The following is a 24,648-nucleotide window of genomic DNA, read 5'->3' on the forward strand; positions in this document are numbered from 1 at the left end:
GCTCCTAAGTATTCGCCGCATGCGCCGGTTCAGCCGCCAGCAGCTTGCCGGCGGCGCGCAAACCCTCGCGCACGGTCTCTTGCGTGAACGGCGGCGCGAGCAGGCGCACCCCGGTCGCGTCGTAGATCGTATTCGCGAGCGCGGCGGGTCCCGGCACGGAGGCCGATTCGCCGGCGCCCAGCGGCGGTTCGCCTTGGTGCGGCATCAGCACGATATCGACGGCCGGCAACTCCGGAAAAGTCAGGATCGGGTAGCTGCCCCATTCGCGGCTCGCCACCTTGCCGTCGACGAATCGCACGCGCTCCTTGAGCGAGCGGCTCAGTACCTGGATCACGTTGCCGTGAATCTGATGGCGCACGCCGTCGGGGTTGATCATCGTGCCGGTGTCCTGGCCGACCGTGATGCGCTCGACTCGCACCTGCCCGGTCACGCGATCAACAACGAGTTCCACCGCCCATGCCGACCATGCCGCGCCAAAGCCTGTAAAGCGGCTGTGCACGTAGCGTGCGTAAGCGAGGCCATGTCCGCGCGCATAGCGCTCGTCAGCGGCTTCAATGCCGCGCTTGCGATGCTTCCACCCGGCACGTGCGGCAACCGCTTCGAGCAGTTCGGCAGCGCGTGTGTCCTTCAGATGGCGCAAACGAAATTCCAGTGGGTCGCTGCCGGTTAGCGCGGCCATTTCATCGGCGAACGAATCGTGCGCGAACGAGTTGGGCAGCGCCGACACACCGCGAAACCATGACGAACGCACGAGAGGGGCGAGATCGTCGCATGCGAAACGGCGGTGCGGGCTTTCGTACGGCGAGACGGCGGTGCGGTCGCCCATTTCGAAGACGCGCGCTTGTGGGGCGACGGCGCCTGTCAGCAGCGACGCGAGCAGCGGCGCATCGTTCGACGGATAGCGCGTCGCGAAGTCGTAGCCGAGCAGACGGCCGTCGTCGCTCACCGTGCCGGTGACGTCCACCACCTGGCCACAGCCTTTCGGCTCCCACGTGTGTTCGTCGGCACGCGAGAGCTGCACGCGCACCGGTGCACCGACCGCGCGCGAGAGCAGCAGCGCGTCACCACAGACGTCGTCCGCACAATTGCGTCCGTAGCAACCTGCCGCCTCCATGCGGACGACGTCGATGTCGGCTTCGTCGCGTTGCAGGAGGGTCGCGAGGTCGCAGCGTAGCGAGACCGGGTTCTGCGTGCCCGACCAGACGGTGATGCGTCCCTTGCCGGGCTCCCGGTAATCGGCCACCGAACACGATGGACCGATCGAGCCATGCATCTGATAAGGCCACACGTAGGTGCGTGACAGCGTGATCGTGCCGGGCAGGCCGCGCACGGATTCGACGTCGCCTTCTTCCAGCAGAGGCCGTCGTTTTGCCGGCGCAGCGGAGATCGCAGCGCCTGGATCATCCAGGGAATCGAGCGGCGGCAGCGGCTTCCATTTGACGCGCAACTCGCGTGCGGCACGAATCGCCTGTTCTTCGCGCTCGGCCACGACGCCCACGAAATCGCCGATCACGACCACGTCTCGTACACCCGCAATATGAGCGACGGATTCGCGTTCAACCCGCTCGAGAGATGTGCCGACAAAAGCGCCGCTATCGATGCCGCTATAAGGCGGACGTACCACCCGTCCATGCAGCATGCCGGGCACGCGCATGTCATGCACAAAGGTCAACGCGCCGGTCGCCTTCGCCGGCAGATCGACGCGCGGCGATGAACGCCCGACGAGCCGGTATGTCGACGGATCCTTGATGGGCGTGCCGATGTCGAGTTCAAGCGTCATGCTGCGGCCAGCGACCAGTTCGGCAAACGTCACGCGTGCGCCGTCCGGGTTGGCCGCGCAGAAAATCTGGGCGTCGTCGGTAGCAAGCTGCTCGATGGGGACGCCGAGGCGCTGCGCCGCGAGTTCGAAGAGCGCGCCGCGCGCCTGCGCCGCCGCACAACGCAGCGGCACCGCCGAAATCTGGATCGTCGCGCTGGCGATCGTGGGACCCTGATTCGGCGTGGCGGCGGTGTCGCCGAGCAGTACCGTGACGCGCTTCGCCGGCACGTCGAGTTCTTCCGCGACGATCTGGCCGAGCGATGTGCGTATGCCCGTGCCGAGATCGACGTGACCGTTGAACGCGAGGATCCGCCCGTCATCGAGTATCGCGACGAAGACCTCGGGTACGTCCGGCACGTAGGTCGAGAGGCTGCCAGGCTGTCCGGCGGCGGGCCTGACCGGCGCGGCCGGCCGGCGGATCACGGCAAGGCGGCCGACACTTGCCAGAAGTTCGGAGCGGTTCACGGGCAGGGTCCCAAGGTGTGTACCACGCTCATGCGTCAACGCACGCGCTGCTCGATCGCGACCAGCGCGTCCGCGAGCGGCATCACCGCGGCATACTTCTGCTGCATGTCGAACAGGTTCGCGTCGTGCGGGCCGATGGCTCGATCGCCGACGCAGTCGGACAACACCAGCGGCCGGAACCCATACGACATCGCATCGACAACGCTGGCCCGCACGCAACCACTCGTCACCGCGCCGGCCACGAGCAGCGTCTGCACGGCGCGCTGCGTGAGCCACGGCGCGAGTTGCGTGCCGAAGAACGCGGACGGCACGGTCTTGCGCACCACCAGTTCGCCTTTCGCGGGTGTCAGCTCCGGCACGATCGCGCTATTGGGATGGTCTTCGGTGAGCGTCGCCATGCCCGGCACCTTCAGCGAGAACACGTTGTCGTCGCTGCCGTCCTCCGCGTAGACGATGCGGCTGTGCGCGACCGGCCAACCCGCGGCGCGGGCGTGTGCAAGCGCCTTCACGGTACGTGCAATCGCCGGCGCGATATTGCCGCCGCCGAATGTAAAGGGATCAGCAAAGCCGACCACGAAGTCGACAATCAACAGGCCAATATTGCCGTGCACGGGCAGCGGTGTGCCGAACCCTTGCTGCTGATACACATGGGCTTCGGCGTGCGTTTGGGGAGCATTCATCGCATCAGATCTCAGAGTGTCGATTCGATTACGCGGCCGTCGCGCACGACGACATCGTCGTCGAGCAGCACGGTGCAGTGGCGCAGCGGGATATCGATGTGGCAGGTTGTCGTGCGGCTGCCGCCGCCTTCGTTGTTCGGGCCGAGCGAGAAGAGGAAATTACCCTCGAACGCGCGCGCATCCATACCGATGGTCGCTTCACGATCGTAGAGACCGAGCGTCGACCAGCGCGCACGCGGCTGCAGCCCCCAGCCGATATGCGAGATCGCATAGCCTTCAGGATCATTGAAGGTTTCCATGTAGTCGCGCAGTAACGCGGCATCGACACCCCCTTCGATCTTTGTCGCATAGCCGCGTTCAACAGTCAGCACGATCGGCTCGCTCACATAGCGCTTCTGCGGCAGCAGGATGTCGCCGCGATCGATCACGATCGTGCCGTGCGCGGTGCGATCGTTGGGATAGGTCAGAGCGAAGCCGCTCGGCCAGTGATCCCAGCGGCCGGGTTCGTCGACGAAACCGTATTCGGCGGTGGGTCCGAACTCGCCAAGCGGGCACACGAGCGACGTGCCTGCCGGGGACGTCACGCGCATTTCCCGTGCGGCGGAAATGCGCTTCGCGGCGCCCAGCACCCGCGTGCGGTCGGCCTGGGTCGGCACCATGCGCGCGAGCACCTCGGGAGGTTCGACGGCCAGCAGGATTTTTGTGCCGGACTTCAGGATGTCGTGCTGCTCGGGGGAGAACAGCAGGGTCATCAGATCGAGCACGAGATCGCTGGCTTTCAGCGCGGCGATCGCGGGGCCGTTGCCGGTGAGCGGCGTGGTGCCCAGATAGGCGAGCGAATCGCGGCTGAACGCTTTCTCGCCGTTCACCGGCGGCAGATCGAGCCGATTGACGATCGCGCCCATCGATTGCGTCGCGATGAGTGCGCACGACAAGGTCTGCGGATGCGTGGCCGGGCTCGTCAGGATCGTGACGCTCTGGCCGGGCTCGAGGCGGGACAGCGTGAGGACTTCCTTCCACGCTTCGATCAATTGGTAGTCGCTGACTGGCATCGATGGTTCCTTTTTACGGTCAGTAGGCGAGCGGCGCGCCGAGGAAGTCGCTGAAGGCGGCGTAAAAGCCGGCAGCGTTGTCCCACGGAATCATGTGGCCGGCGTTGGGCACGCGTACGTGCAGCATCGCCGGTGTGGCGCGCTGCAGTTCGGCGACGTCCTCGTCGCGCACCACGTCGCCGTTCTGCGCGGTCATCAGCAGCGAGGGCACGGTAAGACGGGCGGCGTCCGCGTGGAAATCGTCGGTGTGGAAGCCTTCATAGGAGGCGAGTACCGCGCGCTCGTCGCAGGTATGCAGCCATTCGGCGCGCAACTGGCGTTCGGCTTCCGTCCAGGTCGGGCAGAACGCGCGCATGCCTTCGGCGTCGGTGCCGCTTCGCGCGAGGGCCATCGAATCGACGTACCAGGGCAGCTTGCCCGGATAGTCACGGCGGTCGGGCCCGGAAACCGGCGGATCGATCAGCGCCACCGATGCGAGTCCGCGCGGCGCATGCAGCGCCGCGCGCGCCGCGATGCGCGCGCCCATGGAATGGCCGACCAGGCTGAATTCACGCAGACCGAGCGCCGCGACGAACGCGGCCACGTCGGCGGCTTGCGCGTCGAGGCTGTAGTCGAGGGTCGGCGATGCCGACGACAGGCCGCGGCCGCGCACGTCGAGTACGTAGGTGTCGTGCGTGCGGCCCAGCACTTCGCCGACGAAGCCCCACGTGATCGCCGGACTGGTGATGCCTGGAATCAGCACGATAGCGGGGCGTTTCGCGCGTGAACCGTCGGCGCCGCCGTAGCGCAGATAGTGCTGACGGATGCCGTTGGCCGCAACGTTCGCGCCGTACAGGAAGGTAGTCATGGTGCGTCCTCTTGCGGTGGCGGTCAGTAAGCGCCCGACAGCAGGGCACCTGCGCCCGGTACGATCGGTTCGAGATCGAGCTCGCGCAGCATCGCGTAGGTGGTGGCGATCGCGGCCGTAATTACCGGCTTGCCTGTCATGGCCTCGACCTTGGCGACCGCCGGCAGCGACGGCATCTGTACGCAGGCGGACAGCACGATTGCATCGGCCCGCTCGAAAGACATGCTTTTGACGATGTCGGGCAAGCGTGCGGGATCGTGACGGCCCACGTCCAGGTTGTCGGGGATTTCGAGCGCGCGATAGTCGATGACTTCATAACCTTCGTGGCGAATGTAGTCGACCACGAGCTCGGTCAAGGGCTTCATGTACGGCGCCACGACGATGACGCGTTTGGCACCGATCACACGCAGTGCATCGACGAGCGCACCGGCGCTCGTCAGGACGGGCGCCTGCCCGCCGTTTTCCGCCGTGCGTTGCGTCAGGCGCGCCTGCGACACGCGGTGATAACCGTGACCCATGGCCATGATCGCGACGAGGCAGGCATAGCCGAGCACGTCGACGCGCGCGTCGGACAACTCGAGTGCGCAGCGGTCCGACTCGGCGTCCATTGCCGCCAGCTCTTCCTTGACGACCTTCTTCATGCGCATCCGGCTCGAATGGAAGGTGAAGCGCTGCGGGCGGATCGTCTCACGCAGTCGCAGCATGGCCGGGATCTCCGTTTCCATCGTGGTGTTCGAGCTCGGCACGATCTGGCCGATCCGGTATGTCCTGGTCATTGTGATGCTCTCCGGTCAATGTGAGTGATGCCCGGCGCCTTGCGACGGCGAAGGGCGTCGTGCGTTGAGGCAAAGTCTAGTGTGTACGTTATAAAAATTCAACAGAATAAAAATTCCCCAGATGAGCGGCAGGAGGAATGAAAGCGTGAATGCACGTATATAGGCGACAAATTCGGCGTTCGAGTGCACGAAAAATTTTTGTTGTTGAAAGAATGTCTAATGTGTACGCTACATTTAATCGAACTCAACCGGACCGTCGAAGCATGTCGCTGGGCGGGCGCACGAACAGGAGAACATCATGAGAAAAACCCGTATCGCCGTTATCGGCGCAGGCCTCGGCGGCACGGCGGCTGCCGCGTTGTTGCAACGCAGCGGTTATGACGTCAGGCTCTACGAGCAGGCTCAGGCGTTTTCGCGCCTGGGTGCGGGTATTCACCTGGGGCCGAATGTGATGAAGATCATGCGTCGCATCGGCTGCGAAGACGCTTTGAACCTGATGGGCTCGCATCCCGACTTCTGGTACAGCCGTGACTGGAAAACGGCAGAAGCGATCTCGCAGATTCCGCTCGGCGATCACGCGCTCAAGGCCTATGGCGCGAGCTATCTGACGGTCCATCGTGGCGACTTTCATGCGCTGATGACCGAGGCGGTGGCGCCCGGCACGATCGTCTTCGGCAAATGCCTGAAGGCTGTCGAGGACACCGGTAGCGACGTGCGCATGACCTTCGCGGACGGCTCGGTCGAGACGGCAGACATCGTGATCGGCGCGGACGGCGTCAACTCGAAGATTCGCGATCACCTGCTGGGCTCGGAGCCGCCGCGTTATACGGGCTATGTTGCGCATCGCGCGGTCTTCCCCGCGTCGCTGCTCGGCCACAAACCGTATGACATGTGCGTGAAGTGGTGGTCGGAAGACCGTCACATGATGGTCTACTACGTGACCGAGGCGCGCGACGAGTACTACTACGTCACGGGCGTGCCGCAGGCCGAGTGGCCCGCGGGGGTGTCGATGATGGAAAGCAGCCGCGAAGAAATGCGCGAGGCGTTCGCGGGCTTTCATCCGGACGTGCAGAATCTGATCGACGTGTCGCCGTCCATTACGAAATGGCCGTTGCTCGAACGCGATCCGCTGCCGTTGTGGAGCCGTGACCGTCTGGTGCTGCTCGGCGACGCATGTCATCCGATGAAGCCGCACATGGCACAGGGCGCGGCGATGGCGATCGAAGACGCAGCCATGTTGACGCGCTGCCTCGACGAAGTGGGCGCAACCGATTACGCGGGTGCCTTCGCGCTGTACGAAGCGAATCGTGCGACGCGCGCCTCCAAGGTCCAACTGGTCTCCCACAACAACACGTGGCTGCGTACGAATGAAGACCCGTCGTGGGTCTTTGGCTACGACGTGTTCAACGTACCGCTCGTGTCGCCGGCCGCCGAGGTTGCTTCGGCCTGAGTGTGAGTGGCAAGCATGCAATCCGGAAGCGCGCGGCGCCGGCGCCATAGCACGCCGCGTGCTTCCGCTATAACGTCGTCCCCTTTCATTTGTGAACAGGCTCAGATATGGCGCATTCGAGTCCGCCCGCCGGTCCGCTGACACTCACCGTCAACGGCGTTCGTCGCACCGTTCAGGGCGCCACGCCGGATACGCCACTGCTGTATATCCTGCGCAACGACTTCGAACTGAATGGGCCGAAGTACGGGTGCGGCCTCGGGCAGTGTGGCGCGTGCACGGTGATCGTCGACGACCAGCCGACGCGTTCGTGCGTCGTGCCCGCGAGTATTGCGATCGGGCGCGAAGTCACGACGCTGGAAGGACTAGGGACGGTCGACGCGCTGCACCCGGTGCAGCGCGCATTCATCGACGAACAGGCGGCGCAGTGCGGTTACTGCCTGAACGGCATGATCATGAGCGCGAAGGCGTTGCTCGACCGTAACCCGGAGCCTGACGACGACGCGATCCGCGACGCGCTGCGCTTCAATCTGTGCCGATGCGGCACGCACTTCGAGATCGTCAACGCGGTGCGTCGCGCTGCGCAATATCTGCGGCATGAAGGTGCGCATGAATCAGAACGGTGACGACCTCGTATCGGTGCGTGAGGATGATCGCGGGCTTGAGTCTGTACGTGCGCAATCTGTCGGGGACGAAAAGTCCGGCGCGGCGCTGTACCGGTCGGAACGGTATCAATGGCCCGTACAAGCGCAAACGGTCGACGCGGCCGCCATGGCCTATGCGGACCTGATGGTCGAGACCGGCCACGAGCGCGACGGCACGATGACAACGTGGCAATACCGTGCGCGGCTGGAACACAAAGAGGCTTCAGCGTGCGATGACGACGTCGAGTCTGGTGTGCCTTTGCTGGTATACCGGCACGCTCAGGCGTCCGTGGCGGTCGAAGCTTCTGCGGCCCGGACAATTCCTGTTCAGGCGCATGCATTTGCCCGCGAATCGTTCATCGACGAACTCGCCCATGCGTTGCAACGCGATCCCGTCGCGTTGCGCCTGCAGCACCTCGACGCGCAGCGTGACGGCGGCGCGCGCGAAACGATCCGCATGGTGACCGAGCGTGCCGCGTGGGGCGGGGCGCTTGCGGCTCAGGTTGAGCCGGCGTCACCCTGGGTGCGCGGACGCGGCTTCGCGTTCGACGGCGAAGCGCTTGAACACAGCGCGCCGCTATCGTCGGATGAGAAGGGGAGTTTGCCTGTGCGCGTCACGACTGCAACGCCGAATCCGAGTGCCGATAGCTGGACGGCGTGGGTCGTGGATGTCGACGTGAATCGTGAAACTGGCGATGTCGCGATCAGACGCGTGGTTGCGGGCCGTGGTTCGGGCGAACCGGGTGCCGCGCGCGTCTCGGGCGTGCCGTCATGGCAGGTGACCGATGCGATCGAGCGCTCCACCGGCGTGCGCTTTCTTGCCCGGTCAGCCCACGATGAAACCGGCTCTGCGAATGGTGATGCCGCGGTGTCGCATGAACTGAGCGTAACGGGGAGAGCGCTGAACGAGTCGACTGCCGGGACGGCGCGTACCTTGACGAGCGCGGAGGCCGACACGATAGAGCGTGCTGCCGCGCCCGCCGCGGCCGCGATTGCGAATGCCTTGTTCGACGCAACCGGCGTGCGTTTCCGTGCGCCCCCGTTCGACGCGGAGCGCATCCGCCGCGCGTTGGCCGACGCACCTTCCGCTACGTTGGCTGCGGCACCTGCGCAAACGCGTCGTCCGTCGCGTTGGCGGCGCTGGTTGGCCGGGGGCGGCGTCGGTGGCGTGATGGGTGGTTTGATCGGCCTCGCGTGCTCGGTCCTGCCGGGGCCGGCGCCGATCGCCCCGATTGCCTCAGTCGACACTTCGCTGTGGTCGCCGGCCACGCTCGAACGCGGTCGTCAGATCGCCGCCGCGGGAGATTGCGCGGTCTGCCACACCGCGCCGGGCGGCAAGACCAATGCCGGCGGTTTCGCGCTCGACACGCCGTTCGGCACCGTCTACTCGACCAATCTCACGCCCGATGCGCAGACCGGCATCGGCACCTGGTCGTACGAAGCGTTTGCGCGGGCGATGCGCGAAGGTGTTTCGCGCGACGGCTCGCATCTTTACCCGGCGTTTCCGTACACCGCGTTCGCCAGGATGAGCGAGTCCGACATGATGGCGCTCTACGCGTATCTGATGTCGCAAGCGCCGGTCAAAAACGCGCCACCGAAAACGAACTTGCCATTCCCGCTCAATCAAAGACGGCTGGTGGCCGGCTGGAATTGGCTGTTTCATGACACGCGTGCGTTCGTCCCTGACGAGACGCGCTCGGCGCAGTGGAATCGCGGCAAGTATCTGGTCGACGGCGCGGGGCATTGCGGCGCGTGTCATACACCGCGCAATGCGATCGGCGCGGAGAAGGGCGGTTTTGCGTATCTGTCGGGCGGGAGTGCGGAAGGCTGGGACGCGCCGTCGCTGGTGGCTTCGCGTGCGTCGCCGGTGCCGTGGTCCGAGGCTGCGCTATTCGACTATTTGCGCACGGGCTTTTCTGCAGAACACGGTGTGGCGGCGGGACCGATGGCACCTGTCGTCGCCGGGCTCGCTACGCTGCCGGAATCCGACGTGCGCGCAATGGCTCACTACGTCGCGTCGTTGTCGCCACCCGTTGACGCGGAGGTGTCCGCCCGTGCCGCGGCCGCGCATGCGATTGCTACGGACGCGGGTTCGACGACGACACTTGGCTTCGAAAACGGCCGTCGCATTTTCGAAGCATCGTGCGCGGTGTGTCATGCGGAATCGGGCGGCGTTGGCCATTTCGGCGTGCGCCCGTTGATGGGGCTGAACACGAGCGTTGCCCAGGCTTCACCGGACAATCTTCTGCATGTGCTGCAACACGGAATCGATCAGCCCGCAACGGAATCGCTGGGCTACATGCCCGGATTCGGAGATGTATTCGACGACAAGCAGATGGCCGAACTCGCGTCGTATATCCGCGCGCGCTACGCGCCAGGGCAGCCGGCCTGGCGTGATCTCGAATCGGCGTCGGCAAGATTGCGCGCGGGACACTAGCGCCGTCCGGGCAAATCCGGTCAACCGGCCTGATGAAACATATCGTAAATGGCGTCGACCAGCCAGGCGATTCCCGGATCCGCCGAGAACTGGGCGTGACAATGGACTTGAATTTCAATGCGTGGCAACGAGAAAGGCAACGGGAGGATGCGGAAGGACTTGTTGCGGTTAAAGCGCTGCGCGATGCTCCTTGGGAAAATGACGGCAAGATCGGTGTTCTGAACGATCTCGGGCGCAACGACAAAATGAGGCAGACGCAGCACGATATCCCGGCGCAGATTCAATTCCTCCAGCCATTGCTCAACCATCCGGTGTCCGGTTGCGTTTGTGCTCGCATAGACGTAGCGCAAACCCGCGAGGTCTTCTTTGGTTGGTTTCAGTTTGCGCAAAGGGTGACCCGCCCGCACGACGCAAACGTGTTCGTCGAAGAATAGCGTCCTGCTCACACAACCTGAATCCAGACCCGGAACGTAACCGAGCGCGAGATCGATTTCACCGCTGCGCATCGCGGCACTCACTGAATCGACGGAGACATTGGCGATCTCGATCCGGATGCCGCGTGCAGTACGGTCGAGCATCGAGAGCAGCGGCGGCAGGAAAAAGTACTCCGACATATCCGACATTGACACGCGGAATACGCGCGTCGTCGTAGCGGGGTCGAATTTCGCGAGCTGCTGCACTGCCCCGTTGATGATCTCGAACGCCTGCGTGAGCGGTGCGTGCAAACGCAGTGCCGCATCCGTGGGCACCATGCCGCTGGGTGTGCGCACGAAGAGCGGATCGTCGAATAACCCACGCAGCCGGCGGAGCGCGTGACTCACCGCAGGTTGCGTGAGTCCGAGGCGTTCGCCCGCGGCAGTCAGGCTGCGTAGATCCGAGATGGCCAGAAACACGCGCAGCAGATTCAAATCCGTAATGCCAGAGTGCGACTTTGTCATGACGTTCGGATCGCGGCAGTGAAGGAGTCTGACGATCGCGTTGCGTCAGGCTCTGGCTGTTAAGACGGACGCGCAACTTTCGGTGCGACAGTATCCGGTTCGCAGGGCGGGACCTGACAGCCGCCTACTGCTTAGGGCTATCCGCGTCCGGCTTTACGTCCGCTGCAGGTTACCGTAAATGCTGTGCATAGGGAAATGCGAGGCCGGTCCGCTGTATGGCGGGAATGCGTCGAAATCCTGCTTCATCTGCGCACGTACCGGCGAGGCCAGCGCTGCGGTCAGCGCCGCGGAATCGTCGAAGACCACTTTGTTCCGCTGCATGGCGGTTGCTTGCGGAATATCTAAACCGGTCCGATAGTCGACCCGCGTATAGATTTCCAGCTCACGAATGTGGGGCAGCTGTGCCATGAGCGGGGGATGATGCTTCAGATAGTGCGTCAACCACGCATTGAAATTCTGGGCTTCTCCTTCATAGCCGACGAGATACGTGCATTTCTCAGACGGATCGTCAATGTCGGGGGCATTCGGCGTAGCAAATTTTCTCACCGCCATGAGTTGCTGCGCGAGTGCAAGGCGGTCCTGGACGGCGTCGATCGCTTGCTCCACGATCGTATGTGTGGCACCGCCGCGTTGAAGCGCCGCTTCGGCAGGATTGAGATCGTCGAAATACCACTGCAGCACCCAGCGTGGCTTCAAAGCATGTTCGTTTGAATGAGGGTCGCCATTCGCCGACTCCGCAGAGCGATGGATCACGAAACGCCGCAGTCCTTCTACGTTCTGGGACACCGCCTGAATCAGCGATATATCGATGTCGCGCGGCTCCCGATGTATGCCATTGCGGTAGCCGATAAGAAACAGACAGACTTCCACGTTCACCTCGGAGCACTTGCTACGACGGATTGCGCCGTTGCTTCTGGCCGCACAAGGCGGTGGAACTGCCGACCAAAATAGATCAGTCCGTCGCCCTCCGATCTGGTCGAGATATGCCCGATTTCTACAAACATGACCGAATGCGATCCAACACTCTTGAGGTCGACTATCTCGCCTTCGAGACTTGCAATCGCATGCGAGAGGACCGGGGCCGACTGATGCCCGATCGTCCATGCGTGACGTGCGAATCGCTCGTCCATCGAGCAGGCTGTCATGCCCGCGAAATCACGCGCGACGTCCTGACATTCCGCAGCCAGCACATTGATGCACACGTTCCGGTTGTGATGCAGAACATCGTGTACATAACTGGCCTGGTTGATACAAACGAGCATCGTAGGCGGCGCATCCGTCACGGAACAGACTGCGCTTGCGGTAATCCCGCAACGTCCGCTCGGGCCATCCGTGGTGATGATGTTGACGGCCGCGGGCAGGCACGCCATCGCATCGCGGAAACGCCGTTTGGTGTCGTCGATCGTCATGATTGTCCTGTCGCTTTCATGTGGCATGGCCCTCATCAGGGATACGGCGTTACCGGCGCGATGCCGGCAAACAGTGCGCCCGATGCGTCGTAGGTGCCTTCTCCAAGGAACGCGTGCTGCGTCACGACAATCGAGTCGCGCACCAATCGCTGCAGCCGATTCTCGCGGTAGATCGCCGCGATGCCCGCCAACTGATACGCCTGCATCACGACCTCGGCACACACTTGTGCGGCGTGCGTTGCGCTGAGGCGCATCAGATTGGCTTGATGCTGTGTCACAGGATCGCCGGCGATGATGGTTTGCCACGTCGATTCGGCGGACTCGTAGAAGAACGCGCGAGCACTGCGCCAGTTGGCCTCCGCTTTCGCGAGGCCGGAGCGGTAGTAACCGCGGTCGGCAAGACGCGGGGCGCCGGTGGTGGTTTTAGTCGATCCGGACATGTCGGTCAGCAGATCGAGCGCTGCACGCGCGAGGCCGATGTTGACGGCGGCGTGTACTTGCGCCTGGTACGCAACGGCGGGATAGCGATAGAGCGGTTCGTCGATCAGCGCTTGGCCGCCGCGCACGAATGTCCATTGCGCGTCGACGAATTTGTCGCGAAGCCGCAGATCATGGCTGCCGGTGCCCTGCATGCCGACGACGTTCCAGTTCTCGACGATCTCGACTTCGTGCGCGGGGAATACGGCGGTGAAAGGTTTCCCTGCGCGTGTGTCACCCGAATTGGCGGGCGTGCCGCCGATCCCTACGCCGATCCAGTCCGCGCCCTTGCAGCCGCTTGCAAATCGCCATTGGCCGCTGACCATGAAGCCACCCGGCACTTTGGCGGCTGGCTGCAATGGATAGAGTCCGCCGGCAAAAACCTGGTCGGGTCCTTTTGCATAGATATGCTGCTGCGTTTCGATTGGGAGCGACGCGAGATAGGTATTCGCCGATCCGAACGCGGCGACCCACGCGGTCGACCCGTCGGCGATTGCGATGCGCTCGAGTATGCGCAAAAACTGCGGCGGCGGCAGCGCGTCTCCACCAAACCGCCGCGGCGTACTTGCCCGAAAGATACCCGCGCGTTTCATCTTCGCGATCATGTCACGCGGAACATGCGACAAGTGATCGAACTCGTCTCTTCGACGCTCTATTTCCTCGATCAGAACATCGAGGGAAAGGGGACCCGCGTACTCCGGATACGGGTCGGCTTGATCCATGACGCGAGGTTCATAGGCGTAAGTCGGAAGGCTGGCACTCTGGAGGCTTTGCATGATGGCAGGGTGTAGGAATTGAAAAATCGATCCGTCTGGTGCGGCGGCGCCTCGGCGCCGTCTCTTGACGGTGTTAAGCGCTTTCTTTCGCCTGAAGTCTCAGAGTCTTTGGGAAAGTCTCGGGCGCAAGACAGGTCGCGAGTACGGTGATCAGTCCGAGAACAACGAGATAAATGACGACTGGCGTGGCGCTGCGGTAGTGAGCGAGCAGCGCGGTCGCGATCATCGGCGACAGGCCGCCGCCGAGTACCGACGACATCTCGCGGCCAATGCCAAGGCCCGAGAAACGCAGATGCACGGGCAACAATTCGCTGATGAAAGCAGGTTGAGCGCCTTCGAGGATGCCCAGTGTGATGCTGTTGGCGAGGACGAGCGCCAGGATGACTTTCCACAGCACGCCCGAGCCGAGCAACAGGAAGTAGGGGTAGGCGACCAGAACCATTGCGATCGCTCCGACGAGATAAACCGGCTTGCGGCCGATTTTGTCCGTCACGTGACCCATTACGAGCGAAACGGGGATCATCAACAGCATCGACACCGTCAATCCACCCAGAATCCAGCTCGATGGCAGGCCGACAAACCGGCCGTAGGCAATCGAGAAAGCGAAGAAGATGTACGACGCAGCGCCTTCGCCAAAGCGCAGGCCGAAAACAGTCAGCACCTGACGTGGACATTGGCGAAGCACTTCGATAATCGGCATGCGGCTGCCGCGGTGCGCGGCCTTGACCTCGGCGAACTCGGCACTTTCGTCCACGGAGCGGCGCATCCACAGTCCGAGCGCGACTAACACGGCGCTGCACAGGAACGGCACGCGCCAGCCCCAACTCAGAAAGTCGGAAGACGACAGCGTCTGGACGAGCAGGAACGCAACGGTGGAGAGAACGAAGCCGAATGCTGCGCCGCAGGGACTCCATGCAGCGAGTGCACCGCGTTTCGATGCAGGCGCGTTTTCATGGATGAGCAGAATACTGCCGCTCCATTCCCCACCCGCAGCAAGACCCTGCACGATGCGCAGCAGGACCAGCATGATGGGGGCCGCGATGCCGATTTGCTGATAGGTCGGCAAGAGACCCATGCAGACGGTCGCGCTGCCCATCATCAACAGCGTCAGCATCATGACCGTCTTGCGGCCGTATCGGTCCCCGATGTGACCGCAGAGCACGCCACCGATCGGGCGGGCGATGAAGCCGACCGTAAAGCCGCCGAACGCCGCAATGGTCCCAGTCAGTGGATCGGTGCCGATGGGGAAGAACAGGTGGCCGAACACCAGCGCGGCGGCGGTTCCATAGAGAAAAAAGTCGTACCACTCGAGAATCTGGCCGAGCACTGCAGTCGTCACCGCGCGGCGAACCTTGCTGGTCGGACGCAGATTGGATAGGGGAGCAAGCGTAGCTGTTGCGTCAGGATTCATGGCATTTCGCAGATCACAGTGTTGGAGATCCCGCCTCTCGACAACACAGATCGGCAGGTACGACGATGCGAACGGGGTAGGCATGTCCGCACAATATGGCCGAGGCAAAAGGCGGTCAAATTCAGGACAAAAATGAACGACATGAATGGCGTGCATGACGACGCATGCAGACAAATGAAGTCATCCGGAGCGCGGCACGCCACTTGGACCGATCGCGTTCAGGCATCTGATCGGCGTCTCAGTGCGGCAGCAGTTCGCGAGACCTACGCTTGCACAGCTACTCGACGTCGAGGAGAGCAGGCCGCAACTGCGCGTGGCGCTGGCCAGCACCGGATCGGTGCGCAGCGTGTTATTGGAAGTCCTCGCGCGTGACGGTTTGCCACCGCAAGAGGACGTGGCCGTCGCGGCGCACGCTCTATGACGAGATGGTTGCAGCAGACGTCGTGATGAAAACCGGCGTGTTCAAGCATGAACGCAGCTCGCGATTCTTCTGTGAAGTACCGGGCGGCGTCCTCGTCGAATTCAATACCCGTTCGGATGCCGACGAGAAGTATCGAGGCACCTTCGCCCTCTAATATTCTGGGATTCCGGGCAACGGGTGTGCATACATCTTTCGTTAGCGACGTGCACTTGCCATCAGCGCCTGTGGCGCATCACTTCCCAGCAATCGCGATGGTCCATTCGGCTGAGTTTGCGCCGCCGCGTCATTTCGCGCCAATAGTGAACGGCGACCAGCAGCACGGCGGCGCTCAACCCACACAGCCCCACGACGATTCCTGTCCACGATTCGGCCACGGAACACTCCTTGACTGTGAAACTGATCAAGCGATACGTGTCATTCGTCGTTCAGGATACGAGCGGCAGCCTTCAGAAACATCTGTCCGTCGTGAGTGATGAGAGGGCGCTGTTGCCCGGAAGGGAGGTTCTCCAGCGTGACGAGCTGACGGTCCAGAAGCGCTTCCAGATCGGAACCGTCCAGACTCAGCCAATCCGGCGCATCCTTGAGTAGCATGAGGGTCGCGAATTCATGCGGACTGAGCATCGCCGTCTCCTGGCTAAACCTGCTTTGCTGGGAACGTGATCCGTTGGCCTCGCTACGCGAGCAGGATCAATTCGGGGATGGCTGCTGCAGGCTGTCACCTCACGTTCGGGTGGCATGTCGCGCGCCATGGCACTCATCTTAATGCTGAGTTGTCCAATAGATCAATATGTGGGAAAAACTTTTTCAGCATTTTTACGGCACCTTCGTGAAGCCGTCGCGGCGCAGCATGACCCGTTGACCGGCAATCGCGTGCCGCTTCGCACAACGTGTTCGTCAGCGCACAGACGTGATGCGTGTCACACTGATCCCGACGACTACTCTGGCAGCGCTTCCATACGCCCGTCTGCATACTCGAGGTGAGTGCAGGATGCCGGGCGCTGCGATCGAAACCTGAAGGAGACAACCGTTGACCACCTTCCTCCTACGTAACGGCGCACTTCTCGACCCTACCCATCCTGATCTGCTAGAAGGCTTCGAAGTCCTCATCGAGGACGGTTTCATCCGCGAGGTTTCCGACAAGCCGATAAAAAGCGGCAGCGCGCACGTAATTGATGTGAAAGGCAAAACGATCATGCCGGGGTTGATCGATCTGCATGTGCACGTCGTCGCGATCGAGTTCAACCTGCCGCGCGTTGCAACGCTACCCAACGTGCTGGTTACGCTGCGCGCCGTGCCGATCATGCGTGCGATGCTGCGCCGCGGCTTCACCACCGTGCGTGACGCAGGGGGTGCCGGGTATCCATTCAAGCAGGCGGTCGAGTCAGGGCTGATCGAAGGTCCGCGCCTCTTCGTATCCGGCCGCGCGTTAAGCCAGACCGGTGGTCACGCCGATCCGCGCGCCCGCTCCGACTACATGCCGCCCGATTCACCCTGCGGATGCTGCGTGCGCGTGGGGGCGCTTGGCCGCGTGGCGGACGGCGTCGATGAAGTGCGCCGGGCCGTGCGCGAGGAACTGCAGATGGGCGCCGACCAGATCAAGATCATGGCTTCGGGCGGCGTTGCGTCACCGACCGATCCGGTCGGCGCATTCGGTTACTCCGAAGATGAGATCCGCGCGATCGTAGCGGAAGCTCAGGGGCGTGGCACCTATGTGCTCGCGCATGCTTATACGGCTGCAGCGATCGCGCGCGCGGTGCGTTGCGGCGTGCGCACGATCGAGCACGGCAATCTGATTGACGATGAGACCGCCCGCCTCGTCGCGGAGCATGGCGCGTATGTCGTGCCGACCCTTGTTACTTACGATGCCCTTGCAAGCGAAGGCGAGAAATATGGTTTGCCGCCCGAAAGTATTGCCAAGGTCGCGGACGTGCACGGCGCCGGCATGCACTCGATCGAAATCATGAAGCGCGCCGGGGTCAAGATGGGCTTCGGCACGGACTTGCTCGGCGAGGCACAGCGTTTGCAAAGCGATGAATTCCGGATCCTGGCGGAGGTTCTGTCACCGGGCGAGGTGATCGCAAGCGCGACCCTCGTTGGCGCGGAAGTGCTGGGCATGCAGGACAAGCTCGGCAGAATCATGCCGGGTGCCCATGCCGATGTGCTGGTGGTCGATGGCAATCCTCTGAAGTCCGTCGATTGTCTGCTGGGTCAGGGTGAGCATATTCCGCTCGTGATGAAGGATGGCCGGCTCTTCGTCAACGAACTCGAAAGAGTTTGACCGTTTGACGCTGCGTCCGCGGCGCCCCGCAGTCCCTGTCGGAGCCTGTCTATGACGATGATTTCCGCCCGCATCGAGCGCCTGCCGTTTTCAGCTTTTCACCGCCGTCTGCTATTGATGGGCGGCCTCGGCTACACCTTCGATGCGATGGACGCCGCCGTGCTCGCTTTCCTGCTGCCGGTGTTGCGCACGCAATGGGGGCTGACGAGCGTACAGACGGGCGTACTGGGAAGCGGCACGTTCATGGGCTATTTCTTCGGCGCGATGCTGGCGGGCATGCTCGGCGATATCATCGGCCGGCGCAAGGTCATGATGTATGCGCTCGTGATTTACTGTGTCGCGTCGCTTGCCAGTGCATTGGCGAACGACTGGGGATTTTTTCTCGCGACGCGGATTGTCGCCGGGTTAGGAACGGGAGCGGAAAGCGCCATCGTCGCGCCGTTTCTCTCGGAGTTCGTGGCGCGGCGGTATCGCGGGAGTTTCACGGGCAGCCTCGCGGGTTTTTTCTCCTTCGGCTTCGTAGCGGCTGCATTGCTCGGCTATCTGGTGATCCCGCTCGCACCCAATGCATGGCGCGCCGTGATGGTCATCACCGCGCTGCCCATTCTGATGCTGCTGTGGTGGCGCCGCGCGTTGCCCGAGTCGCCGCGCTGGCTGGAGGCGCGCGACCGGCACGCGGAGGCCGATGCGATCGTGTCGAGGATGGAGGCGGAGGTCACCCAAGCGGGCGTGCAGTTGGAGCCGCTGTCTCCGGTGCGTGACGGAACCGTTCCGCTCGCAGCCGGACGAGCCTCGATCGTCGCGAACGTCAAGGCGTTGTGGGCGACGAAACTCGCGCGCATCACAGCCATGACGTGGTTGATGTGGCTATCCATCACGTTCAGCTATTACGCTTTTTTCACGTGGATTCCCGGCTTGCTGGTTCAGAACGGAATGACGATCACGCGAAGCTTTTCGTATTCGCTCGTGATTTACATTGCACAGATCCCGGGATACTTTTCAGGTGCGTGGCTCAACGAGAAGATCGGCCGGCAGGCGACGATCGCGTCATACATGATATTGGGCGGCGTATCGGCGCTTGGGCTTGCATTGACGCGTACGGATACCGGCATCATGGTGTCGGGCATCCTGCTGTCGTTCTTCATGAACGGCACCTATGCCGGCGTTTACGCCTATACCCCGGAGGTGTTTCCCACCGACGTGCGCGCAACGGGCACGGGGCTCGCTTCGTCAATTGGCCGGTTGGGCGCGATTGCAGCGCCTATTCTTGTCGGGTACGTCTATCCGAAGCTTGGTTTTGGCGGGGTGTTCGGTGCGACAACGCTTGTGCTGCTGACCGGTGCGATGGCCGTGGTACTCATGGGGGTGCCGACACGCGGAAGATCGCTCGAGGACATTGCAGCAGGGCAAATCGAACAGTATTAGCGCCAAATGTCGCGTGCTATGCTTGGACCGGCAAGTATCTCCGCGCTACCCACCGCTATCCGTGCCGACGATGAGGTAAGTGCCATCCAGAACGCCGCACCGGTCGGCGCAAAACCGAGCCGGACACGACTGCGATCGTTGACCATGGACTATCGTCATCTGCAGCAGCGCAAGAGCTTGCACGGCCGCATTGTGCAGGAGCTCGGCATGGATATCGTCGGCGGCAAGGTACAGCCGGGCCAGCGCTTGCCTGCTGAGGCCGACTTATGCGAGCGCTATGGCGTTAGCCGCCCCGTGCTGCGCGAGGCCACCCGTGTGCTCGTGGCGAAAGGGCTGGTCGTGTCGAAACCGCGTGTAGGCAGTGTTGTGAAGCCTCGCGCGGAGTGGCACATGCTTGACCCCGATGTCCTGTTCTGGACGATCAACAGTGTTCCGGAAGGCGAGTTCTTCAGCTCGCTCCTGACCGTGCGCCGCGTTATCGAACCCGCGGCGGCGGCACTTGCCGCCACGGCTGCAACAAGCGACGATCTTGCGCGCATTGCATCGGCTTACGACCAGATGGAGCGTGCGGAAACCGCAAGCGCGCTACTGGATCCTGACCTCGAGTTTCATCGCGCAATCATGGCGGCCACTCACAACGACCTGCTGGCCTATATCGGCAACATGCTGTCACTTGCCCTGACGGAATCGATCAAGCTGACGAGCCGTCATCCCGACACACACGCGCTTTCGTTGCCGCGGCACAAGGCGATTCTCACTGCAATCCAGAGTCGTGACCCGTTGGGCGCGCGGCATGCAAGTCTGGTCCAGCTCGACAATGCACGCGCAGACGCCGAGCGCGTTCTGGAAACCGGTAGCCAGTTTCAGACACAACCCTGATGCGAACGGGTTGGCTGAGTCGAACCCCCGGGCAGAGCGCAGCGGGCGCTTACTGTTCTTCACGTCCCTTGCTTTCCGAGCGCCAACTCGATAGTCATACTATTAAAGCTGCATATCGTGCAGATCATTTCGAAAACGCACGACCTGCAGCCAGCGATCCGGACCTGTCCCATCATCGTGTTGCGCTGCACGGCTGGACGCGAATGCGGAGCGCCGCGCTGCACCGCAAAAAATTAATTAGTCGGACTAGTTAAGGGTATACATCGATTAGTAGGCAAAAGGGCGTGATATAGGATTTTCTGGAGGGTAGTCATGCGTACGCGCGTGCACGTGGGTTTCATGAAAGGAATGATGCCCGGCTCCGGTGCTGTTCTTGCCGGGGCTTTTCCTGCTTGCGCCGTCATGGACATTGAAGTGTTCAACAACTGAGAGACGGGAGACTGAGATGGCGCAAGCGAAGGAAGACAAAGACCAAAAGGACGAAGTGCAAGGCATGCGTCGCGGATTGCTGCAGGGCGCGGGCCTGTCCGCTGCACTGGCGCTAATGGGTGGAATGATCACGCCGGCGCAGGCGGCGGAAGCCGGATCGTTCCCGGCGCACAAACGGTGGAAGATCGTATTCGTCAACCACGTCACAACGAATCCGTTCTTCGTTCCCACGCAATACGGCATTCAGGATGCGACCGCGTTGCTGGGCATGGACTATCAATGGACCGGCTCGGCCAATGCCGACATCGGCGAAATGGTGAACGCGGTCAACGCCGCGATTGCCGGGAAAGCTGACGCAATCGCCGTACCGATCGTCGATCCCAAGGCGTTCGACAAGCCCATCCAGGCCGCACTCGACGCCGGCATCCCCGTGTTCGCCTATAACGCCGATGCGCCCTCGGGTTCGACGAATCCGCGCCTTGCCTATATCGGCCAGGATCTTTATCTGTCTGGCTACCAGATGGGTGAGCGGATCGTAAGCCTCATCGACAGCGGTCTCGTCGCGCTCTTTATCGCAACGCCAGGCCAGCTCAACATTCAACCACGGCTTGACGGTGCAGCGGCCGCAATCAAGAAATCGGGCAAGAAGATCGACGTGCAGACCATCGCAACGGGCGCGACGGTCAACGAAGAACTATCGAAGATCAAGTCCTTCTTTCTCGGCCACCAGGATCTCAAAGGCATGTTTGCCGTCGATGCGGGCAGCACCCAGGGCGTTGCCGAGGTGATGAAAGAATCCAACCTGCCCGCCAAAGGTGTGCACGGCGGCGGCTTTGATCTGTTGCCGCGCACGGTTGATCTGATCCACGAAGGTTTCCTGGACTTCACGATCGACCAGCAACCTTATGTACAGGGTTTTTATACGGTGCTGGAGGCCTTCATCTTTCTCTCATCCGGCGGCCTCGTTGGGCCGGCCAATATCAACACGGGTCTGAAATTCGTCACCAAGGGCACCGTCGATCCTTACCTGAACACCTCGACGCGCTATGAAGGTAAAAGCACGAAAGCCCAGATCGTGCCACGCACAGGCGCGATCAAAGGGTGACCTCTGCCGTGCCGGATCAACCACCCACTACACGTCCGAGGCGCTGGTCAAGCGCGCTCGGGCGTTCCAGCGAGATTCGCATCCTTGCCGTCGCCCTCATTCTTTGCATCTACTTCGAGACGGTCAACCACGACTTCTTGCTGACCGGCGCGAGTCTGCAGAATCTCTCGCAGTTCATCGCCCCGGTGGCGATCATTGCCTTTGGTGAAATCATGCTGATGATCGGGGGAGAGATCGATCTTTCCGCCGGGATGGTTTTTGCGTTTGCGCCTTTCATCATGCATTTTTCCCTCGAGGCAGGCCTGCCGGCATGGCTTGCGATGTTAACCGGCGTCATTGCGGCAGGCCTCGTCGGGCTCATTAACGGGGCCGTGACGGTGTACCTGCGCATCCCATCCTTTGTGACGACGCTCGGTACGTTGTTCTTCGTAAATGGCCTCACGCTGACGATCTCGCGAGGTACGCCGGTTTCGCCTCCGGAGGATTCCGTATTCGCTGCGATCATGGGGGGATGGGGATACAGCGAGATCATCTGGACGCTTGCCATTGCCGCGGTCATGCACGTGCTGCTTCGTCATACACGCTGGGGTTTGCATACGATCGCGTCGGGAGCGAATCCGCTGGGTGCGAGCGAGGCAGGGATACAGGTCAGGCGGCTGAAGCTCGGCAACTTTATTCTTGCCGCGCTACTGGCCGGATTGACCGGGATTCTGGAGGGTTTTCGTATCACCTCGATCGATCCGCAAGCGGGCGGTAACCAGATCATGTTTCTTGCCGTTGCCGCAGCCGTAATTGGCGGCACGCCGCTCGCCGGTGGATCGGGCACGATCATCGGTGGGCTGATCGGTGCGGCAGTGCTTGGCATTCTCAACGACGGTTTCACGCTGATCGGCATCAACGCCTTCACCTTCAACATGATTCTCGGCGCGGCGATCCTCGGGGCCATGATCTTCAACATCCACGTGGTTCGTCTCGCGCGCAAAGGGGAGTTGTGATGTCCGAGGTGTTGGAGGCGCTGCGCGGCGAAGATATTGTCAAGCGCTTCGGTGCGGTTACCGCGCTCGACGGCGTGTCGCTGACGCTAAGACAAGGCGAGATCCTTGGCGTGCTTGGCGACAACGGCGCGGGCAAATCGACGCTGATCAAGATTCTGACCGGGTTTCATCAGCAGACCAGCGGCAAGCTTTTTGTAGGTGGCGAGGAAACCATGCTTCGCTCGGTCGATCACGCCCGTTCACTCGGCATTGAATGCGTCTACCAGGATCTGGCGCTCGCCAATTCGCTGAGCATCTATCACAACATGTTTCTGAATCGGGAAATCATACGTCGAGGCCCGATTCGCCTCTTGAACAATCGCGCCATGCGTATTCGTGCCGCGGAGTGTCTTGAGGAGATCGGCGTGCACGTGCCTTCGGTCGACCTGCCGGTTGAACAACTTTCCGGCGGACAGCGACAGGCAATCGCAGTCGCTCGCGCGGTCAATTCAAATGCCAGGATATTGCTGCTTGACGAGCCGCTCGCCGCAATGGGCGCCCGCGAGGCTGGGCTGATCATCGACCTGATCCTTCGACTCAAGAATAAAGGTGGCCTGTCCATCATCATGATCATGCACAACTACGCTCAGACGCTCGACATCGCGGACCGCGTGATGCTGATGCAGCGCGGACGTGTCACTTACCAGCGGGAAGCAGCCAGCACGTCCGTCGAGGAACTGATGGATATCGTGCGACGCGAATATCGGGCAATGCGGGCAACGACAAACTGACACGGGACCGCTACGTGCGCGAGCATTCGAGTCGGGCGTGATCCACGCGCGCTTTCAAAAGCGGCCCGGCGCGGTATACCCCTTTACGCAAAAGTGATTTCGATTTCCGGCACTTCTGAGGCCAGCGGCCCGCACCTATAGTCAGGTCAGCTTTCGGACGCTAACCCCAACTTCATGAGGGGACCCGGACGAAGCCCGCCTAACCCAAAGGAGCAGACCATGTTAACCAGGACGTCCCCGGCGCTTCTCGCCGAACCCGCTACTGCTACCCTGGACGCGCAATACTTCGAGTACACGTCGTCCGCCAATCCGATCGGCGCGAAGCTCATCTCGCGCGTGCCTTTCCGCAATTTCCCGTCGTCGCTGTACGCGGATGGCGCAACCCGGGTCGTGCCGCTCGACCTCTCCGCGGAGTTGGGTTGCCCCGGCCCCGCGACCGGTCCCGGCTTGAGCGCCAATTTCCTGCGCATCAACGCAGGCGACGCATTGACGCTTGCCCCGAACGCGACCTCGCAGGTCTGCTACGTCATTAGCGGGACCGGCAGCGTGACGCAGGCCGAAACCCGCTTCCCGTTCGCGCAGGGCGATTTCTTCACGCTGCCAGGCGGCGATGCCGCTGTGCTATCCGCCGACGCGACGGCCACGCTCTATTACGTCAACGATGCGCCGCTGCTCACGTATCTCGGCACGACCGGCGTCCGCGCGCGTTTTGCGCCGACGCTCTATCCGGCCGCCCAGGCGCAGGCGGAATTGCGCAAGGTCTCGGAAGAAGCCAATGCAGGCCGCCGCAACCGCATCAGCGTGCTGATGGGCAACGCTAACTTCCCGCAGACGCGAACGGTCACGCATGTGTTGTGGGCCATGTTCGGCATTGTGCCGCCCAACTCAATTCAGAAGCCGCACCGTCACCAGTCGATTGCACTCGACTTCATCGCCGGGGGCAAGCCAGGCGTCTATACGCTGGTCGGTAGCGAACTGGATGAGAACGGCAATATCGCGAATCCGATACGCGTCGATTGGGAAGCCGGGATGGCGTTTGTTACGCCGCCGGGATACTGGCATGCGCATTTCAATGAAACGAACGAAAACGCTTATGTGATTCCGATCCAGGATGCCGGCTTGCAGACCTGGCTGCGCACGCTCGACATCCGCTTCGCCCGTTAAGGCT

At 62.3% G+C, this 24,648-nt stretch carries 23 protein-coding genes; 11 read left to right on the forward strand and 12 right to left on the reverse strand.

Features of this window, described 5'->3' with window-relative positions:
- Nucleotides 1–4: 4 nt before the first annotated feature.
- The 5 genes from M0D67_RS06600 to M0D67_RS06620 are packed head-to-tail and all read right to left on the reverse strand — an operon-like array spanning nt 5 to nt 5,639.
- Entirely contained in the window at nt 5–2,284 is a 2,280-nt protein-coding gene (locus tag M0D67_RS06600; RefSeq protein ID WP_266238026.1) for a molybdopterin cofactor-binding domain-containing protein, read from the reverse strand.
- Nucleotides 2,285–2,319: 35 nt separating this feature from the next.
- A complete protein-coding gene (locus tag M0D67_RS06605; protein WP_266238028.1) occupies nt 2,320–2,964 on the reverse strand; it encodes an isochorismatase family protein in 645 nt (214 codons plus the stop codon).
- An 11-nt stretch (nt 2,965–2,975) separates the two neighbouring features.
- The gene (locus M0D67_RS06610) at nt 2,976–4,016 is read right to left on the reverse strand and encodes a 2,5-dihydroxypyridine 5,6-dioxygenase (RefSeq protein ID WP_266238030.1); all 1,041 of its coding nucleotides are present in this window, start codon (nt 4,014–4,016) and stop codon (nt 2,976–2,978) included.
- A 19-nt stretch (nt 4,017–4,035) separates the two neighbouring features.
- Nucleotides 4,036–4,863: an alpha/beta fold hydrolase gene (locus M0D67_RS06615; RefSeq protein ID WP_266238032.1), complete on the reverse strand. Its 828-nt coding sequence runs from the start codon at nt 4,861–4,863 to the stop codon at nt 4,036–4,038.
- 23 nt (nt 4,864–4,886) lie between these two features.
- A complete protein-coding gene (locus M0D67_RS06620; protein ID WP_266238035.1) occupies nt 4,887–5,639 on the reverse strand; it encodes an Asp/Glu racemase in 753 nt (250 codons plus the stop codon).
- A gap of 298 nt (nt 5,640–5,937) precedes the next feature.
- Here M0D67_RS06620 and M0D67_RS06625 point away from each other — a divergent pair, with 298 nt between their 5' ends.
- The 3 genes from M0D67_RS06625 to M0D67_RS06635 all read left to right on the forward strand — a co-directional run bounded on the left by M0D67_RS06625 (nt 5,938) and on the right by M0D67_RS06635 (nt 10,167).
- A complete protein-coding gene (locus M0D67_RS06625; RefSeq protein WP_266238037.1) occupies nt 5,938–7,089 on the forward strand; it encodes an FAD-dependent monooxygenase in 1,152 nt (383 codons plus the stop codon).
- Between the two features lie 107 nt (nt 7,090–7,196).
- Nucleotides 7,197–7,712, forward strand: coding sequence for a (2Fe-2S)-binding protein (locus tag M0D67_RS06630; RefSeq protein ID WP_266238039.1), 516 nt, complete (start codon nt 7,197–7,199; stop codon nt 7,710–7,712).
- The gene (locus M0D67_RS06635) at nt 7,696–10,167 is read left to right on the forward strand and encodes a c-type cytochrome (RefSeq protein WP_266238042.1); all 2,472 of its coding nucleotides are present in this window, start codon (nt 7,696–7,698) and stop codon (nt 10,165–10,167) included. The genes M0D67_RS06630 and M0D67_RS06635 overlap by 17 nt, the downstream gene beginning before the upstream one ends.
- Before the next feature lie 20 nt (nt 10,168–10,187).
- Here the strand turns inward: M0D67_RS06635 and M0D67_RS06640 are convergent, their stop codons facing one another.
- The 5 genes from M0D67_RS06640 to M0D67_RS06660 form a co-directional block, all read right to left on the reverse strand.
- Nucleotides 10,188–11,105 (reverse strand): LysR family transcriptional regulator, encoded by a 918-nt coding sequence (locus M0D67_RS06640; RefSeq protein WP_266238045.1) that lies wholly within the window; start codon nt 11,103–11,105, stop codon nt 10,188–10,190.
- 153 nt (nt 11,106–11,258) lie between these two features.
- On the reverse strand, nt 11,259–11,975 hold the full coding sequence (locus M0D67_RS06645; protein WP_266238047.1) for an ethyl tert-butyl ether degradation protein EthD: 717 nt from the start codon (nt 11,973–11,975) through the stop codon (nt 11,259–11,261).
- Nucleotides 11,976–11,977: 2 nt separating this feature from the next.
- A complete protein-coding gene (gene hpaC, locus M0D67_RS06650; RefSeq protein ID WP_266238050.1) occupies nt 11,978–12,514 on the reverse strand; it encodes a 4-hydroxyphenylacetate 3-monooxygenase, reductase component in 537 nt (178 codons plus the stop codon).
- 35 nt (nt 12,515–12,549) lie between these two features.
- On the reverse strand, nt 12,550–13,767 hold the full coding sequence (locus M0D67_RS06655; RefSeq protein WP_266238053.1) for an acyl-CoA dehydrogenase family protein: 1,218 nt from the start codon (nt 13,765–13,767) through the stop codon (nt 12,550–12,552).
- Between the two features lie 73 nt (nt 13,768–13,840).
- Complete coding sequence (locus M0D67_RS06660; protein ID WP_266238055.1) at nt 13,841–15,178, reverse strand: MFS transporter; 1,338 nt, start codon at nt 15,176–15,178, stop codon at nt 13,841–13,843.
- Nucleotides 15,179–15,546: 368 nt separating this feature from the next.
- On the opposite strand from M0D67_RS06660, the gene M0D67_RS06665 reads away from it, so the two are divergent.
- The gene (locus M0D67_RS06665; protein ID WP_266238057.1) at nt 15,547–15,753 is read left to right on the forward strand and encodes a hypothetical protein; all 207 of its coding nucleotides are present in this window, start codon (nt 15,547–15,549) and stop codon (nt 15,751–15,753) included.
- A 61-nt stretch (nt 15,754–15,814) separates the two neighbouring features.
- Here M0D67_RS06665 and M0D67_RS06670 read toward each other — a convergent pair whose 3' ends face one another.
- Nucleotides 15,815–15,973 (reverse strand): hypothetical protein, encoded by a 159-nt coding sequence (locus M0D67_RS06670; RefSeq protein WP_154557875.1) that lies wholly within the window; start codon nt 15,971–15,973, stop codon nt 15,815–15,817.
- A gap of 40 nt (nt 15,974–16,013) precedes the next feature.
- Nucleotides 16,014–16,220 carry a hypothetical protein gene (locus tag M0D67_RS06675; RefSeq protein WP_266238061.1) on the reverse strand — a complete coding sequence of 69 codons (207 nt, stop codon included), beginning with the start codon at nt 16,218–16,220 and terminating at the stop codon, nt 16,014–16,016.
- 406 nt (nt 16,221–16,626) lie between these two features.
- Between M0D67_RS06675 and M0D67_RS06680 the strand changes: the two genes are divergently transcribed.
- The 7 genes from M0D67_RS06680 to M0D67_RS06710 all read left to right on the forward strand — a co-directional run bounded on the left by M0D67_RS06680 (nt 16,627) and on the right by M0D67_RS06710 (nt 24,644).
- Entirely contained in the window at nt 16,627–17,877 is a 1,251-nt protein-coding gene (locus tag M0D67_RS06680) for an amidohydrolase family protein (protein ID WP_266238064.1), read from the forward strand.
- 51 nt (nt 17,878–17,928) lie between these two features.
- Nucleotides 17,929–19,302, forward strand: coding sequence for an MFS transporter (locus M0D67_RS06685; RefSeq protein WP_266238067.1), 1,374 nt, complete (start codon nt 17,929–17,931; stop codon nt 19,300–19,302).
- Nucleotides 19,303–19,446: 144 nt separating this feature from the next.
- Nucleotides 19,447–20,181, forward strand: coding sequence for a FadR/GntR family transcriptional regulator (locus tag M0D67_RS06690; RefSeq protein WP_171925807.1), 735 nt, complete (start codon nt 19,447–19,449; stop codon nt 20,179–20,181).
- Nucleotides 20,182–20,626: 445 nt separating this feature from the next.
- On the forward strand, nt 20,627–21,715 hold the full coding sequence (locus tag M0D67_RS06695; protein ID WP_266238070.1) for a sugar ABC transporter substrate-binding protein: 1,089 nt from the start codon (nt 20,627–20,629) through the stop codon (nt 21,713–21,715).
- Between the two features lie 8 nt (nt 21,716–21,723).
- A complete protein-coding gene (locus tag M0D67_RS06700) occupies nt 21,724–22,710 on the forward strand; it encodes an ABC transporter permease (RefSeq protein WP_266238280.1) in 987 nt (328 codons plus the stop codon).
- The gene (locus M0D67_RS06705; RefSeq protein ID WP_266238072.1) at nt 22,710–23,480 is read left to right on the forward strand and encodes an ATP-binding cassette domain-containing protein; all 771 of its coding nucleotides are present in this window, start codon (nt 22,710–22,712) and stop codon (nt 23,478–23,480) included. Before M0D67_RS06700 ends, M0D67_RS06705 begins: the two co-directional genes overlap by 1 nt.
- A 219-nt stretch (nt 23,481–23,699) precedes the next feature.
- Nucleotides 23,700–24,644, forward strand: a complete 945-nt coding sequence (locus tag M0D67_RS06710) for a cupin domain-containing protein (RefSeq protein ID WP_266238074.1) — start codon at nt 23,700–23,702, stop codon at nt 24,642–24,644.
- The last annotated feature ends 4 nt before the right edge of the window (nt 24,645–24,648 follow it).

The sequence above is a fragment of the Paraburkholderia sp. SECH4 genome, assembly GCF_030511745.1.
Taxonomy (GTDB): Bacteria; Pseudomonadota; Gammaproteobacteria; order Burkholderiales; family Burkholderiaceae; genus Paraburkholderia; species Paraburkholderia madseniana.